This is a genomic window from Micromonospora sp. NPDC004540 (assembly GCF_040610095.1).
Taxonomy (GTDB): Bacteria; Actinomycetota; Actinomycetes; order Mycobacteriales; family Micromonosporaceae; genus Micromonospora.
In genome coordinates this window covers 66,478-81,834 of sequence record NZ_JBEXLR010000020.1, presented here as the reverse complement: position 1 = coordinate 81,834, position 15,357 = coordinate 66,478, and the positions used below count along the sequence as shown (strand labels likewise).

Annotated in this window: 14 protein-coding genes; 7 read left to right on the top strand and 7 right to left on the bottom strand. The window is 76.8% G+C overall.

The features are described 5' to 3' along the window. Positions 1–179 precede the first annotated feature (179 nt). Positions 180–1,094 (top strand): DNA-3-methyladenine glycosylase 2 family protein, encoded by a 915-nt coding sequence (locus ABZV78_RS10200; protein ID WP_355637212.1) that lies wholly within the window; start codon positions 180–182, stop codon positions 1,092–1,094. 22 nt (positions 1,095–1,116) lie between these two features. Here ABZV78_RS10200 and ABZV78_RS10195 read toward each other — a convergent pair whose 3' ends face one another. Next, positions 1,117–1,647, bottom strand: coding sequence for a DUF1990 domain-containing protein (locus ABZV78_RS10195; RefSeq protein ID WP_355637210.1), 531 nt, complete (start codon positions 1,645–1,647; stop codon positions 1,117–1,119). 94 nt (positions 1,648–1,741) lie between these two features. On the opposite strand from ABZV78_RS10195, the gene ABZV78_RS10190 reads away from it, so the two are divergent. Next, positions 1,742–2,254: a GNAT family N-acetyltransferase gene (locus ABZV78_RS10190; protein WP_355637209.1), complete on the top strand. Its 513-nt coding sequence runs from the start codon at positions 1,742–1,744 to the stop codon at positions 2,252–2,254. A gap of 24 nt (positions 2,255–2,278) precedes the next feature. Here the strand turns inward: ABZV78_RS10190 and ABZV78_RS10185 are convergent, their stop codons facing one another. Next, complete coding sequence (locus tag ABZV78_RS10185) at positions 2,279–2,491, bottom strand: hypothetical protein (RefSeq protein WP_091311643.1); 213 nt, start codon at positions 2,489–2,491, stop codon at positions 2,279–2,281. Between the two features lie 135 nt (positions 2,492–2,626). On the opposite strand from ABZV78_RS10185, the gene ABZV78_RS10180 reads away from it, so the two are divergent. Together ABZV78_RS10180 and ABZV78_RS10175 are read left to right on the top strand one after the other, a co-directional pair. Then, a complete protein-coding gene (locus ABZV78_RS10180; protein ID WP_355637208.1) occupies positions 2,627–3,739 on the top strand; it encodes an ATP-dependent DNA ligase in 1,113 nt (370 codons plus the stop codon). 33 nt (positions 3,740–3,772) lie between these two features. Then, positions 3,773–5,359, top strand: a complete 1,587-nt coding sequence (locus ABZV78_RS10175) for an alpha/beta hydrolase (RefSeq protein ID WP_355637206.1) — start codon at positions 3,773–3,775, stop codon at positions 5,357–5,359. A 47-nt stretch (positions 5,360–5,406) separates the two neighbouring features. Here the strand turns inward: ABZV78_RS10175 and ABZV78_RS10170 are convergent, their stop codons facing one another. Next, complete coding sequence (locus tag ABZV78_RS10170) at positions 5,407–5,898, bottom strand: ion channel (protein WP_355637204.1); 492 nt, start codon at positions 5,896–5,898, stop codon at positions 5,407–5,409. A gap of 73 nt (positions 5,899–5,971) precedes the next feature. Here ABZV78_RS10170 and ABZV78_RS10165 point away from each other — a divergent pair, with 73 nt between their 5' ends. From ABZV78_RS10165 to ABZV78_RS10155, 3 genes are all read left to right on the top strand, one after another. Continuing rightward, positions 5,972–6,424: a GNAT family N-acetyltransferase gene (locus ABZV78_RS10165; RefSeq protein ID WP_355637202.1), complete on the top strand. Its 453-nt coding sequence runs from the start codon at positions 5,972–5,974 to the stop codon at positions 6,422–6,424. Positions 6,425–6,441: 17 nt separating this feature from the next. Then, positions 6,442–6,900, top strand: coding sequence for a hypothetical protein (locus tag ABZV78_RS10160; RefSeq protein WP_355637200.1), 459 nt, complete (start codon positions 6,442–6,444; stop codon positions 6,898–6,900). A gap of 76 nt (positions 6,901–6,976) precedes the next feature. Beyond that, positions 6,977–7,525 carry a hypothetical protein gene (locus ABZV78_RS10155; protein WP_355637198.1) on the top strand — a complete coding sequence of 183 codons (549 nt, stop codon included), beginning with the start codon at positions 6,977–6,979 and terminating at the stop codon, positions 7,523–7,525. A 70-nt stretch (positions 7,526–7,595) separates the two neighbouring features. Here the strand turns inward: ABZV78_RS10155 and ABZV78_RS10150 are convergent, their stop codons facing one another. Genes ABZV78_RS10150 through ABZV78_RS10135 form a run of 4 tightly spaced genes read right to left on the bottom strand, consistent with a single transcriptional unit; the run spans position 7,596 to position 15,262 of the window. Beyond that, a complete protein-coding gene (locus ABZV78_RS10150; RefSeq protein ID WP_355637196.1) occupies positions 7,596–8,312 on the bottom strand; it encodes an ABC transporter ATP-binding protein in 717 nt (238 codons plus the stop codon). Next, complete coding sequence (locus ABZV78_RS10145) at positions 8,312–9,352, bottom strand: ABC transporter ATP-binding protein (RefSeq protein WP_355637194.1); 1,041 nt, start codon at positions 9,350–9,352, stop codon at positions 8,312–8,314. Before ABZV78_RS10145 ends, ABZV78_RS10150 begins: the two co-directional genes overlap by 1 nt. Before the next feature lies 1 nt (position 9,353). Beyond that, positions 9,354–12,083, bottom strand: a complete 2,730-nt coding sequence (locus ABZV78_RS10140) for an FtsX-like permease family protein (RefSeq protein ID WP_355637192.1) — start codon at positions 12,081–12,083, stop codon at positions 9,354–9,356. Further along, positions 12,080–15,262 (bottom strand): FtsX-like permease family protein, encoded by a 3,183-nt coding sequence (locus ABZV78_RS10135; protein WP_355637190.1) that lies wholly within the window; start codon positions 15,260–15,262, stop codon positions 12,080–12,082. The genes ABZV78_RS10140 and ABZV78_RS10135 overlap by 4 nt, the downstream gene beginning before the upstream one ends. Positions 15,263–15,357: the final 95 nt, after the last annotated feature.

Here is a 15,357-nt window from a genome sequence, read left to right as displayed (position 1 = left end):
TTCTGCGCCGGACCGTCGAAACCTACGGGCCGGCGCCGCGATCCCCTTCTGCGCCGGACCGTCGAAACCTACGGGCCGGCGCCGCGATCCCCTTCCGCGCCGGGCGCCCCCGAAACGCGACGCGGGCCGGTGCCCGCACCTCCGGCCGGTGCGGCGGGGGCGCGTGGCAGAGTGGCGGGGTGACCTCCCCCGCCGCCCGCCGGACGCTGCGCCCCCCGGCCGGCTACCGACTGGCCGCCTCGGTCCGCGCCCTCACCTTCAGCCCCTACGACCCGTGCGCCCGGATCGCCGCCGGCAGCTTCTGGTGGGCCACCCGCACCCCGGCCGGCCCGGCCACCCTCGCGCTGCGCCCCGCCGCCGGTGAACTGGTCGCCGAGGGCTACGGCCCCGGGGCGGACTGGGTGGTCGAGCGGGCCGACGCGGTGGCCGGGCTCCGCGACGACCTGACCGGGTTCGGGGCGCTGGCCGACGCGCACCCGCTGGTGGCCCGGCTGGCCCGCGAGCACCACGGGCTGCGGATGCCCGCCACCGGCCAGGTCTTCCCCCGGCTGCTGCGGGCCGTCTTCGAACAGAAGGTCACCGGCAAGGAGGCGTACCGGGCGTACGCGGCGACCGTGCGGCACTTCCGGGAGCCGGCGCCGGGGCCGCTGCAGCCGCTGCTGCTGCCGCCCGAGGCGGCGGCGGTGGCGGCCACGCCGTACTGGGTCTTCCACCCCTTCGGCGTGGAGCAGCGCCGGGCCGACACGCTGCGCCGGGCGGCCGCCGTCGCGGACCGGCTGGAACGCTGCGCCGACGCCGCCGAGGCCACCCGCCGGCTCACCGCGATCGCCGGCATCGGCCCGTGGACCGCCGCCGAGGTGGTCCGGGTCGCGTACGGGGACCCGGACGCGGTCAGCGTCGGCGACTACCACGTGCCCAACACGGTGGCCTGGGCCCTGGCCGGGGAGCCGCGCGGCGACGACGCCCGGATGCTGGCCCTGCTGGAGCCGTTCCGGGGCCACCGCGGGCGGGTCTGCGTGCTGCTGGAGGCCGCCGGCATCCAGGCGCCGAAGTACGGCCCCCGCGCCCCGATCCGCTCCTTCGCCGGCTACTGACCCGGGCGGCCGGCGGAGGCGGCTACCGACCCCGGGCGGCCGGCGACGCTGGCCGGTGACCGGTGCAGAGCCGGCGCAGGGTCCGCCCCAGCCACCACGCGTACGCCTGCTGGACGGCCCGGGCGACCGGCCCGGCGGCCCGCACGTACCAGCGGGCCGGCCGGCTGAACGCGGTGACCTCGAACCACACACCGTCGGCGGCCCGGGTGACCAGGAACGCCTCCTCGCCGACCTCCGGGTGCCCGGGCAGGGTGCCGTAGCCGAACCCGGCCCGATCCGGCTCGTCCACCGTCCAGACCACCTCGGTGGGGCCCCAGATCCGCAGCGGGCCGACCCCGAGCCCCGGGGTGACCCGCACCCCCGCGGCCACGCGCGGCGCGTCGGTGCGCATGACGACCCCCGCGGCCCGGTGCAGCCGCCAGCCGAGCACCGCGTCCGCCGCGGTCGGGAAGCCGCCGTCCGGCAGCCGGACCCGGTGGCGCAGGTGGTGGTAGCCGGCCGGCAGGCGTCCGTCGCGGGTCGCCCCCACCTCCGGGTACGTCAGCTCGGCCACGTCGGCCTCCTCCTCGCGCGGGACCCCGCCAGCGTACGGCCGGGTCGGGTGGCCCGCCGAGGGCCGGTCCGGCGGGCTGTGGTGGGCTTGCCGGGTGACCGACGAGCTGACCATCGCCCCGGCCGGCGTCGCGGACGCCGGTGAGATCCTCACCGTGCAGCGCGCCGCGTACCTGGTGGAGGCGCAGCGCTACCGGGACGTGTTCCTGCCCCCGCTGACCGAGACCCTGGACGAGGTCCGCGCCGCCCTGGCCGGCCCGACCGTGGTGCTCGCGGCCCGGCTCGGGCCCCGCCTCGTCGGCTCGGTACGCGCCCGGATCGACGGCGACACCGCCCACGTCGGCCGGCTCGCGGTCGCCCCGGACCAGCAGGGGCGCGGCATCGGTGGCCGGCTGCTGACCGCGGTGGAGTCCGCCTGCGCCGGCCAGGTGGCCCGGTTCGCCCTGTTCACCGGCGCGGAGAGCGCGGAGAACCTGGGCCTGTACGCGCGGCGCGGCTACCGCGTGGTGGCGCACCGGCCGGACGAGAACGGCAACCGCCTGGCCGTGCTGGAGAAGACCGTGGCGGGTGGCCCCGGCGCGGTCAGCCCCGCTCGCAGCGGCGCCTGAGCCCGTCGGCCTTCAGCGGGACGGTCAGGCCGCCTCGCGGAGGTCGGCCAGGCCGACCGGGGCGTACCGCCGGAGCAGCAGTTCCAGCTCGGCCACCGAGGCCACCTCGCCGACCACGTTCGCGCCGCCGCCGTGCTCGGCCGGGTAGCGGTGCACCAGCCGGTAGCGGTAGCGCCCGCGGATCAGCTCCACGCTGACCCGCCACCGCCCGCAGCATCCGCAGCTCCACTCCGGCACGCCGCGACCGTAGCCCTGACCTGCGGTTTCACCATCCGGGCGCGGGTGACGAAGGGGTCCGGGACGGGACACGCCGCCCGGCACCGCCGGTGATCTGCCTCACGACCGTCGGTGGGGTCTGGTTGACTGGTCGCCGTGGACCTGCCGATCAATCCGCCGGTCGAGCCGATGCTGGCGAAGAGCGTGCCCCAACTGCCCACCGATCCCGGCCTGACCTACGAACCCAAGTGGGACGGCTTCCGCTGCATCATCTTCCGCGACGGCGACGAGGTCGAGCTGGCCAGTCGCGGCGGCAAGACGATGACCCGCTACTTCCCGGAGGTGGTGGAGCAGGCGCGCCGCCAGCTCCCGGAGCGGTGCGCGGTCGACGGGGAGCTGATCGTGATCCGCCGGGACGGCCCGGGCGGCCAGCCGCGGCTCGACTTCGAGCTGCTGGCCCAGCGGATCCACCCGGCCGCCTCCCGGGTGAAGCTGCTCGCCGAGACCACCCCGGCCGACTTCGTCGCCTTCGACCTGCTCGCCCTCGACGACGAGCTGCTGACCGACCAGGCCTACCCGGAGCGCCGGGCCCGCCTGGAGAAGGCGCTGGCCAAGGTCCGGCCGCCGGTGCACGTCACCCAGGTGACCACCGACCCGGCGACGGCCCGGCGCTGGTTCGACGTGTTCGAGGGGGCCGGGCTGGACGGGCTCATCGTCAAGCCGGCCGACCTGCCCTACGAGCCGGGCAAGCGGCTGATGTTCAAGGTCAAGCACGCGCGCAGCGCCGACGCGGTGGTGGCCGGCTTCCGCTGGCACAAGTCCGGCCCGGTGGTGGGCTCGCTGCTGCTCGGCCTCTACGACGACGCCGGGGTGCTGCACCACATCGGGGTCAGCTCCTCGTTCAGCGCGGCCCGGCGCAAGGAGCTGCTGGACGAGCTGGAGCCCTACCGGGAGGTCGGCGGCGACCACCCGTGGGTGCACGGCGACCACGAGCGGGGGCAGCGCATCCCGGGCGGGGTGAGCCGGTGGACCGGCGGCAAGAACCTGGAGTGGGAGCCGCTGCGCCCGGAGCTGGTGGTCGAGGTGGGCTACGACGCGATGGAGGGCGACCGACTGCGGCACACCGCCCAGTTCGTCCGCTGGCGCCCCGACCGCGATCCCCGCTCCTGCACGTACGACCAGCTGGAGCGCCCGATCCGCTACGACGTCGACCAGGTGCTGCGCGGGGATCCGGCGGCGACCGTCGGCGACGGGCCGGGCCGGGCGTAGCCTGGCGGTCCACACGATCATGGAGGGCTCCACGTGACCCGCTTCTTCGACCGGATCCGTCGCCGGCCCACCCTGGCCGGGTTCGTCGCGGCGCTGGTGCTCACCGCCGGCTGCACGCTGCCGGCGTTCGCCCCGCGGGCCGAGAGCCAGGGCGAGGCGGCGGCCCCGGGCACCGCGCCGACCTGGCGGGCCTGCCCGGAGGTGCCGGACGAGCTGGTGGGGCGGGGCGCGGCGGGCATGCGCTACGACTGCGCCCGGATCGCCGTACCCCGCAACTGGGGCACCGGGGCGGCGACCGGCGCGACCGCCGGGCCGGGCGCCGGGGAGACCTTCGAGATCGCGCTGATCCGGATCCGCTCGAACAAGCAGCGCGACCGGATCGGGTCGCTGGTGGTGAACCCGGGCGGTCCCGGCGCGTCCGGCGTGGACACCGCGGTCTACCTCTCCTTCGGGCCGGGGTTCGGCGGGCTGCCGGCCGACGTGACCGACCGGTTCGACATCGTCGGCTTCGACCCGCGCGGGGTGGCCCGGTCCAGCCCGGTGAAGTGCATCCCCGACGCCGACCTGGACGCCAGCTTCGGCTACGACCCCGACCCGGAGAGCCAGGCGTCCTTCGACGGCTTCGTCGACCTCAACCGGCGGGTCGGCCAGCGGTGCGGCGGGAAATACGGCGACCAGCTGCCGCTCTACGGCACGGAGCAGGCCGCGCGGGACATGGACGCGGTGCGCGCGGCCGTCGGCGACGAGAAGCTGACCTACCTCGGCTACTCCTACGGCACCCTGCTCGGCGCGACGTACGCCCAGCTCTACCCGCAGCGGGTGCGGGCGCTGGTGCTCGACGGCGCGGTGGACCCGCGGCAGAAGCTCGTGGCCGGCTCGGAGAGCCAGGCCAAGGGCTTCGAGCGGGCCTTCGACAACTTCTCCCGCTGGTGCGCGGCGAACGCGGGCCGCTGCCCGATCGCGCCGGACGCCCGAGCCGCGGTGACCACGGCCATCGACAAGGCCAGGGTCTCGCCCGTCCGCGGGAAGGACGGCCGGGAGGCCACCGCCGGCTGGGTGTTCTACGCGGTCATCTCCTCCCTCTACACCGAGCAGGGCTGGCAGGAGCTGGCCCGGGCGGTCGACGCGTTGCAGGGCGGTGATCCGACCGGCGTGTTCAAGCTCGCCGACGCCTACGCGGGCCGCGAGGACGACGGGCACTACTCCAACCTGTTCGACGCCAACATGGCGGTCAACTGCGCCGACGAGACCGAGAAGCCGACCCGGGACCAGATCCGGTCGCTCCAGTCGCAGTGGCGGCAGAAATACCCGCTGTTCGGCCCGGCGCTGGCGGTCGGGATGCTCGGCTGCGTGGAGTGGCCCGGCGGGCGCGACCCCTACCCGACCGGGAAGGCGGCCGGCGCGCCGCCGATCCTGGTGGTCGGCACCACCGGCGACCCGGCCACGCCCTACGAGCAGACCGCCGCGCTGGCCTCGATGCTGGGCGTCGGCCGGGTGCTCACCTGGGAGGGCGAGGGGCACACGGCCTACCCGCAGACCGCCTGCGTGACGGCGGCCGTCGACGCCTACCTGGTCTCGCTCACCGTCCCCCGGGAAGGGCTGCGCTGCCCCGCCCGGTGACGGCGGGCGGGCCGGTCAGCCGGCCGCCCACCCCGCGGCCGGCGTCGTCACCGGCGCCGGCGGCGCAGGCGGCGCCGTTCCCCGGGCGGGGCCGTGCTGACCGGCTCGGGGCGCTCCGGCTCGGGCACCGCGATGCCCTGCCGGGCGGCCATCTCCTCCACCAGCGCCCGCAGCCGCCGCACGTCCGCCTTCAACTCCTCCTGCTCGGCGTGCTCGAAGGCATCGTCGTCCACGATGAGCCGGCTGGCGAAGTGGGCGGTGATCAGCGGGATGACCAGCAGCACCATGGTGGAGATGAGCAGCGCGGCGAGGAACCGCCCCTCGAAGGAGGTCGGGGAGATGTCGCCGTAGCCGACGGTGGAGGCCGTCACCACGGCCCACCAGACCGAGTCGGCGGCGCTCTTGTGCTCGGCTTGGCTGTACAGCACGCCGGCCACCACGATCATCAGCAGGTACGAGATGATCAACGTGCGGGGCGAGTTGGCGAACCAGACCAGACCCCGGTAGATCCCGCGGAACGGCAACAGCAGGACGTCCATGGCGCACATGCTGCCCGGTGCCGGCAACCGACGCGACCGCATCGTCGGGCGTGACTGTGCGAGGCTGCCCGACATGACCGATGTGATCTTCCGGGAGGCCGTCCGGGCCGACCTGCCCGCCGTCATCGCCCTGCTCGCCGACGACGTGCTGGGCAAGGCCCGGGACTTCACCGAGGTGGACGAGGCGTACGAGCGGGCGTTCGCCGCCATCGACGCCGACCCGCGCAACCACCTGGTCGTCGCGGAGACCGGCGGCGAGCTGGTCGGCTGCTTCCAGATCACCTACATCCCGGGGCTGGGCCGGCACGGCGCCGAGCGGTCGCTGATCGAGTCGGTCCGGGTCCGCTCCGACCTGCGCGGCCGGGGCCTGGGCCGGGCGATGATGACCTGGGCGATCGACCGGGCCCGGGAGCGGGGTTGCGCGCTGGTGCAGCTCACCACCGACAAGAGCCGCGCCGACGCGCACCGCTTCTATCGCGACCTCGGCTTCGTGGCCAGCCACGAGGGCATGAAGCTGGCCCTCTGACGGTCAGGTTGGCGGCGATGCCCCCACCCGGAGCTCTGCTGTCCCGCCGACGGCGGGTCGGGGCCGCCCTGCTCGGCGCCGGCCTGCTCGCCGTCCTCGCCATCCCGGCGCTGCCGGCCTGGCGCACCGTCTACCCGGACCGGGTCGCGCTGCGGCCCGGCGGGCAGCTGCTGTGGGTCGTGCTGCCGTGGGCGCTGGTGTGCGGCCTGGTCGCCGTGGTCTCGCTGGCCCGGGTCGGCCCGTCCCGCTGGCTGTGGCGCGACGTCAGCCGCGGGCTCCTGGTCTCGACCGTGCTCGCCGGTGGGGTGGCCACCGCCGGCTGGTGGTATTTCTCCGCCACGGACCCGTACGCCCGGGAGGCCGGACTGGTGTCGACCGGCCCGGGCGCGGGGGCGCTGCTGGCCCTGCTCGGCTGCCTGCTCATCCCGCTGGCGGGAGCGCTGCCGGACGACCCCTCCCCCGGCCGGGGGAGCTGACTCCCCGGTCGCGGGGAGTTCCCTCGCCGGACCGGTCGGCAGGCTGGAGAGCAGTTTCCGGCACCGGGGAGGCCCCATGACCAGCGACACCGCGTCCGGCGCCGTCCACTGCGGTGCCCGCCGTCCCGCGCCGGCCTGGGCGGTCCGCGTCGCCCACCTGATCCCGCTGGCCGTCCTGCCGTCCGGGCTGTGGCGGATCGCTCTGGTCGCCGGCCTGCCGATCGGCGCGGCGGCGCGCGGCGCGCCGGTCGATCCCGGCCTCGGCGAGAGCGTCTACATCGTCTCGCTGAGCGTGGTCTCGGAGGGGTTGGCGCTGCTCGCGCTCGGCCTGGTCCGCCCGTGGGGCGAGGTGTTCCCGAGCCGGCTGCCGCTGGTCGGCGGCCGGCGGGTGCCGCCGCGGTTCGCCGTCACCGTCGCCACCGCGGGCGCCGTCGCGCTCACCCTGATCTGGGGGTACGCCGCCTGGGGCGTGGTCGTGCACGGCAACGACCTCGGCTTCACCCCGCCCGGCTTCACCCTCCTGCTGGCCTGCTACGCCCCCCTCCTCCTCTGGGGCCCCCTCCTCCTGTTGCTCACGGTGTCCTACCACCGCCGCCACTCCCCCGCCCACCCCGGTCGATCATGAGGTTGACGGCACGACACGCCGGGGCGGACTGCCGCCAACTTCATGATCAACGGGGCGGGGCCTGGGTGGGTCAGTCGGTTACCAGGTGGCCGTCGCGGAGGGTCAGGGTGCGGTCGGCCATCTCGATCAGGGCCGGGTCGTGGGTGGCGACCAGGGCGGTCATGCCGCGGGCGTGCACCACGGCGCGGATCAGGTCCATGATGGACCGGCCGGTCTCCGAGTCGAGCTGACCGGTCGGCTCGTCGGCGATGAGCAGGTCCGGCTCGTTGGCCAGCGCCCGGGCCACCGCCACTCGCTGCTGCTGGCCGCCGGAAAGCTCGTACGGGCGCTGCGCGGCGTGCCCGCCCAGCCCGACCAGCTCCAGCAGCACGGCCACGCGCTGTTCCCGCTCGGCGGCGGGCACCCTGGCCAGCCGCAGCGGCACCCCGACGTTCTCCGCCGCCGACAGGATCGGCACCAGGCCGAAGGTCTGGAAGATGAACCCGACGGTGCCCCGGCGCAGCGCCAGCAGCTCCCGTTCGCTCGCGGCCGTCACCTCGTGCCCGGCCACCCGGACCCGCCCGCGGTCCGGCCGGTCCAGCCCGCCGACCAGGTTCAGCAGGGTGGTCTTGCCGGCCCCGGAGCGGCCCCGGACCGCGACCAGCTCACCCCGGCCGGCCCCGAAGGAGACGTCCCGCACGGCGTGGACGGCGTGCTCGCCCTTGCCGAAGGTGCGGCTCACCCCCTCGACCCGGACCACCTCGTCGACGGCGACGCGGGCCGGCGGCACGGTCAGCTGCTCGGTCATCACTCACTCTCCTCGGCGTGCGCCCGGTCGCCCGGCCGCACCTCGACGTGATCGGGTTCCAGGTTGAGCCGGACCCGGTCGCGCAGGGACAGGGCGTCCACGAAGGACGCCGGGAGCTGCATCCGGCCGGTCCGGTCGAGCACCGCGTACTCCTCGCTGACCAGCTCGGTGCCGCCGTCGGCGGTGACCCGGGCGGTGCGGCGTACCTCGGAGGAGGTCCGGCCGTCGCGGATCGCGACGGTCCGGCGGACCTGGCCGGCCACGGCGTGGTCGTGGGTGACCACCACGATGGTGACGCCCAGCTCGGCGTTGATCGTGCGCAGCGCGGCGAAGACCTCGGCGCCGGTGGCCTCGTCCAGCTCACCGGTCGGCTCGTCGGCGAAGAGCACCTCCGGGTCGTTGGCCACCGCCACGGCCACCGCGCAGCGCTGCTGCTCGCCGCCGCTGAGCTGGCCCGGCCGGCGGTCCGCGCAGTAGCCGACCCCGACCAGGTCGAGCAGCTCGCGGGCCCGTTCCCGCCGGGCCCGCCGGGAGCGGCCACCGGCCAGCTTCATGGGCAGCTCGACGTTCTCGAGCGCGGTCAGGTACGGCAGCAGGTTCCGGCCGGTCTGCTGCCAGACGAAGCCGACCACCTGGCGGCGGTAGGCGAGCCGGCGCCGGGGCGACAGGGCGAGCAGGTCGTAGTCGGCGACCCGGGCGATGCCGGCGGTCGGGGTGTCCAGCCCGGAGAGGATGTTCAGCAGGGTGGACTTGCCGGACCCGGAGGCGCCGACGATCGCCACCAGCTCGCCCCGGTCGATGACCAGGTCGAGGCCCTGGAGGGCGACCACCTCCACCCCCTCGGTCTTGAAGATGCGGACCAGGCCGTCGCAGACGATGTGCCCGCGCAGCCGGTCCCGGCCGCCGGCCCGTTCGGCGGCGCGCTCCGCGGCGCGCTGCTGAAGGGCGGCCAGGTCCGGTACGGCGGACGCTGGCTGTCCGGGGTCGCTGCGCGGCGTCAGACGCGCCGAGCCCGGATGGCCATAGTCGATCGCGGTCATCTCAGCTCTCCTCTCCGAGCCGGAGCACCTCGCCGAGGCGCATCCGACGGTTGTTCAGGGCCTCGACGGCGATCGCGAAGCCGAGGGCCAGCACGGCGAGGCCCAGCACGCCGGCCACCAGGCCGGGTTCGAAACGTGCCCGCACGGCCACCCCGCCGGTGAACGCGGGCAGGCCGAGCACCGGGGTGAGCAGCACCGGCAGCAGCGCGCCGACCACCGCGCCGGTGAGCACGGAGACCAGCACCAGCGGGGTCAGCTCCACCAGCAGCAGCCCGCGCCACTGCCGGCGGGACAGGCCCATGGTGCGCAGCCGGGACAGCACCTGCCCGCGACCGCGCGCCCCGGCCAGCACGGCGAAGGCCAGCGCGAGCAGGCCCAGCACGCCGCCGCCGACCGCGCCGATCGTGAAGCCGAAGACCAGCAGACCGTTCACGCCGCTGCCGCCCAGCTCGGCGCGGACCGCCGAGCGGGTGGTGACGGTGGGCTGGCGGGGAGGCTCCCCGCCGGTCAGCGCCCCGGCCTGCTGGTAGCGCTGCGCCCCCTCGCCGACCACCCGGGCCACCGCGGCCGGGTCGACCCGGTCGCCGGCGAGCAGGAAGCCGGTGGGGGCGAGCGGGTACGGGGCGTCCGCCGGCAGCGCCGGCCAGGGCAGCACCACGAACCGGGTCACGCCCCGCTCGACGAGCGGGAACTCCGCGACGGTGGCGGCCGTGCGCAGCGGCAGCCGGTTGCCCTGCACGTCCAGCCAGGCGGGGCGCCGGCCGGCCGGGTCGGCCAGCCCGACGTCGGTGAACTCGTCGGCCAGGGCCGCGGAGACCAGCGCCGGCAGCGGCGCGGTGCCGTCGCCCGTGGCGCGCAGCGGGTCGGGGACGGTCACCGGGACGCCCGCGCGGCGGGCCACCTCGGCGAACCGGGCGCCGTCGACCAGCACCACCCGGGTGTCACCGACCCCGCCGAACCGGCCGGCCTGGTCGGCGTACGGGCGCTGGCCGGTCTCGACCAGCAGCGGAGTGACCGCGCGGACGCCGGGCAGCGCGGCGAGCGCGTCGGTGGTGTCCGGGGCGAACCGCTCCCCGTCGACCCGGACGTCACCGGGCACCGCGTCGGCGGCGGCCCGGTCCCGGCCGTTCTCGATGCCGGCCGCGACCACCCCGCAGAACGCGGCGGTCGCCACGGCCAGCACCACCACGACCAGCGGGCCGGTGGTGGCGGCCCGGCCGGCGCGGGCGGTGCCGAGGAACGCGACGCTGCCCCGGGCCCGGGCGGCGGCCCGGCTGAGCAGCCGCAGCGGCCACGGGTACGCGCGCAGCGCGACCAGCGCCGCGGCGACGGCCAGCAGCACCGGCACCGAGACCAGCAGCGGATCCACCGTCCCGTCGAGGGTGAGCCCGCGCCGGCGGAGCAGGAACGCGCCGAGGGCGGCCACCGCGAGCAGGGTCACCTCGACGGTGAGCCGCACGGCGGGGGACCGGGCGCCGACCAGGTCCGTCCGGCCGCCGCCGCCCCGGCCGGCAGTGAGCGCGGTGAGCGGCGGGACCAGGGTGGCCAGCAGCGTGGCGAGCAGCACCCAGCGCAGCTCTGCCCCGTCGCCGGGAAGCAGCCCGCCGAGCAACCAGCCCACGCCGGCAGCGAGGGGCAGCACCAGCAGCGACTCGGCCAGCCCGCGGCCCAGCACCGCGGCGTTCGCCCCGCCCCGGGCGCGCAGCAGCGCGTACTCGCCCTGGCGGCGGCGCGCGGCGAGGCGGGCGGCCAGCAGGATCAGGCCGGCCAGGGTGGCGAGCAGCCCGGCCGCGATGACGGCCAGCAGCGTACGGGCGGCGGCGAGGGACTCGGCGAAGCGGCGCAGCGGGATGTCCACGCCCTGGGTCAGGGTCAGCCCGGCGGGGCGGGTCCGCTCCAGCGCGGCGAGCCCGTCGACCAGGGCGGTGAGCTGCCCCGGGCTGATCCGGTCGGGGGCCACCCGGTAGCGCCAGGCGAAGCTGACCGGCCAGCCGGAGGTGGCGGCCGCGTCGAAGCCGGCCTCGGCGGTGTACGCGACGGAGAGGAACGGTTTGCCGTCCTGCGTGGGCGCGGCGAGCCGCAGGATCTGGGGCAACGCGTCCCAGATCCCGGCGTGCGGGTCCGTCGGCCGGAAGACCCCGACCAGGGCCACTGTGCGCTGCCGGACCGGATTGCCGTCCTGGTCGAGAGCGGACCAGGCGAAGGTGTTGCCGGCGCGGATCCCGAGCTGGCCGGCCACGGTGTCGGCGAGGGCGACCTCGATGGCGTCACCGGCACCGGTGCCGCCGGCCGGCCAGCGGCCGTCGACCAGGGTGGCCGCCTCGGGCAGCCCGGTCATGCTGCGCAGGCTGACGTCGATGAGGCCCTTGCCGGGGTCCAGGGTCGGCCCGGTCAACCGGCCGAACCCGGTCTGCGCCGAGTACCACCGCTCGCCGATGGTCCGCCCCACGGCCGGCGGCATCCGCGCCTCGACGGTGGCCAGCTCGCCGGCGTTGGTGGCGGCGACCCGGGAGGCGGTCCGGGGCAGCACCGTCGGCTCGGTGGTGTACGTCAGGTCGCGCCGGGCCACCGGCTGGGCGGCCACGTACTCCCGCAGCCCCTGCCCGGTGAGCCGGTCGGCGACCCGGGGCACCGCGGTGATCAGCAGCGCGGTGACCAGGGTCAGGACGGCGAGCAGCAGGAAGTGCCCCCCGTACGCCCGGACCCGCCGCGGCGCACCTGACGGACTCATCGTTCTCCCCCGATCCGGAGCTGTGCGGCGGCCACCCGACGGCGGATGCCCGTGGTGATGAGGGCGGCGAAGGCCAGCGCGGCCAGCAGCAGCCCGACGGCGGTCAGCCCGACGGGCGACCAGGGCACGGTGAACACCGCCTCGGGCACCGGCCGGCCGGCGGCCGGAGTGAGGATCACCAGCGGCACCATGGTGGCCGCAACACCGGCCCCCACCAGCAGCCCGACGCCGACGCCGATGCCGGCCAGGAAGGCCTGCTCGGCGAGGAGGGCGCGGGCCAGCAGCCGGGCGTTCGCGCCGAGCGTGTGCAGCACCGCGAACTCGGCGAGCCGGTGCCGGGTGGTGGCCCAGACGTCCACGCCGAGGCCGACCAGGGCGAGCAGGACCGAGCCGAGCGCGGCGGCGAGCAGGCCCGTGCGGGCGCCCCGCCAGTACGGGTCGCGGGCCGCCTCCGCGGCCACCTGCCGCCGGTCGAGCAGCGTGGTGCCGCCGAAACCGGCCAGTTGCTCGGCCGCCGCGGCGTGCCCACCGGCGTCGGTCCGCAGCCACCACTCGGCCACCGGCCGGACCGTGCCCTGCTGGCGGAGCAGCAGGTTGGTGGCGGCGGGCAGGTCCAGCAGCACCCCGTCGCCGGTGGTGCCGGGGACGGCGGCGACCTGGCCGACGACCGTGACCGGCAGCGACACCCCGGACAGCGCGAGGGTCACGGTGTAACCGGTGCGGACGTTCAGCGCCGCCGCAGCCCCGGGGGTCATCAGGGCCGGCACGGGCGGGTCGTCCCCGGCGGGCACCACGGCGAACCGGGACGAGGGCTGGCGGGCGAACTGCAGGGCCCCCGCCGGCAGGTCGATCGGGTGGGTGGCCTCGACGCCGGTCGCGGCGACCCGGGCCGGACGGCGCGGCCCCTCCGCGGTGGTGACCCGCCAGTCGCCGTCGACCGGTAGCGGCAGGGGCGCGCCGGCGGCGTCGGTGAGCCGGAGCCCCTCGATCCGCAGCCCGTAGGAGAGGCCGACCGCCGCGCCGCCGTCGGCCTCGAACCCGGCCAGCCGCAGCGGGGCACCGCCGGTCCCGGGTAGCGGCACGGCGAAGCGCACCGGGCGGCCGTCGCCGTCGGCGACCGTCAGCGGCACCCGCCACGCGGCGCCGGTGTCGGTGGTGAGCAGCGCGGACACGGTCACCTGCGGGATCCCGAACGGGTCGTCGACCGGGGTGCGGACAGCGCCGGTGAGGGTGTGCGCACCGGCCGGCAGGACCACCCCGGCGGGCGCGGCCCGCCCCTTGACCAGCCGGTCGAGCAGCGTGGCGGTGGACGCCCCGCCGGCCGCGTCGTCCAGTTTGAGCACCCCGGTCGCGGCGGCGGCGTCGAGGCTCACCACGCTGGCCGGCCGGGCGTCGCGGCCCAGTCGGACCTCGTCCCGCCACGCCGGCAGCACCCCGGTCAACCCGGCCGTGGCGGCCAGTCGGGCGGCCCGGTCCGCGGGCGCGGCGCCGTTCCGCTCGACCAGCCGCAGGTCGGCGCCGACGGTGTGCCGGGCCTGGTCGCGCTGCGAGCGTTCCCAGGAGGCGACCAGCGACCAGGCCAGGGTGCTGCCGCCGACGGCGAGGGCGAGCAGCAGCACGGGACCGGCGTGCGGCCGGCGGCCGGCCTGCCACATGCCGAACATGGTGGCCGTCCACGGCCGCCGGTCGACGAAGCGCTCGGCGACCCGGGTGGCCGGCGGCAGCAGCCGCAGCGCGATGACCGCGCCGGCCAGCACGCCGATGGTGGGCGCGGCGGCGAGCAGCGGGTCGATGCCGAGCCGCCCGCCGGCCCCGGCCAGCGGCGACGAGTACTGCCGCAGCTGGGTCCAGGCGAGCACGGCCAGCGCGACCAGGGCCAGGTCGACGCTGGCCCGCTGCACGGCCGCGCCCCGGGTGGGGCGGGAGCGGGCCGCCATGTCGGCGACGTAGGTGCCGGCCCGGCGCAGCGCCGGCAGCATCATGGCGAGCAGGCAGCCGATCGCGGCGGCGACGGCCACCACCCAGATCCGGGCCACCCCGCCGTCGGCCAGCCGCAGGTCCCCGCCGAGCCGGTGCACGGCCTGCCCGGTCAGCGCCGGAGCGAGCAGCACGGCCGGTGCCACCACCAGCGTCGCCTCGCGTACGGCGAGTCCGGCGAGCTGGCCGCGGGCGGCGCCGCGGGCCCGCAGCAGCGCGGTCTGCGCCCGGCGGTCCTCGTTGAGCAGCGCGGCGACCAGCACCAGCGCGTAGCCGCCGAGCACCACGATCAGCAGCAGCGGGGTGAGCAGGGCGGACCGGCCCACCAGGTCGGCCCGGCCGAGCCGGTCGACGAGCCGGTCCAGGTGGCTCACGGTCTGCGCGGAGGAGCCGAGGCCGGTGGCCTCGGGGATCTCCTCGGCGACGGTGGCGAGGGCGGTCGTGACCCCGGTCAGCCGGCTCGGCTCGACCACGGCGAGGTCGGGGGCGACCAGCCAGGCCGCCGAGGTCGAGCCGGGAAAGGTGCGCGCGAAGTCGGCGGGGTCCAGCGCGAACGGCCCGTACGAGGCGGCCGAGGCGTCGCCCTGGCTCTCGCCCACGCCCGGGGCGAGCCGCCAGTAGGCGTCGGCCGGATCGCGGGGTCGCCAGGTGCCGGCCAGCACCACGGCACCGGCCCGCTCGGCGCTGCGGTCGTAGAGCGGCACCCGCTCACCGACCCGCAGGCCGAGCTGGGAGGCGACCTTCTCGGGGAGGGTGACCTGCAGCGGCACCGCGCCGGGCGTCGGCCACGACCCGCCGGTCAGCTCGGCGTGCGCCGGCAGGTCGGTCAGCGTGCCGAGGCTGGCGAACATCGGGTCGTCGTCGGTGCGGGCCGGCCCGAGGTCCCCGGTCAGCTCCCGCCCGGTGCCGTAGCGGGCCGCGGCGACGGTGACCGGCACCCCGCCGAGACCGTCGGCGAACTGGGCACGGACGGCCCGGTCCCGGTCGGCGTACGCGGCGGCGTCCCGCCCGCCGGAGCCGCTGACCAGCAGGCTGCGCTCCTCGGCCGGGGCGGCGTCCAGCACCGCCCGGGCGCCCGCATCAACCGCCCGACGGTTGTAGTCGGAGAGTCCGGTGACCAACGCGACCGCGACCAGGGCCGCGACCGCGGCGGCGAGCAGCAGTCCACGAGCCTCGACCGCCCGCCTCCACACCAGCTTCATCCGACGTCCTCCCCTGGCCCCCGTTGGGCCGATGCTCAGGAAGACCAGTCGGGGGGCGGGAAAGGTTCGCGCCTGTTACATGATCGTTATTCGGT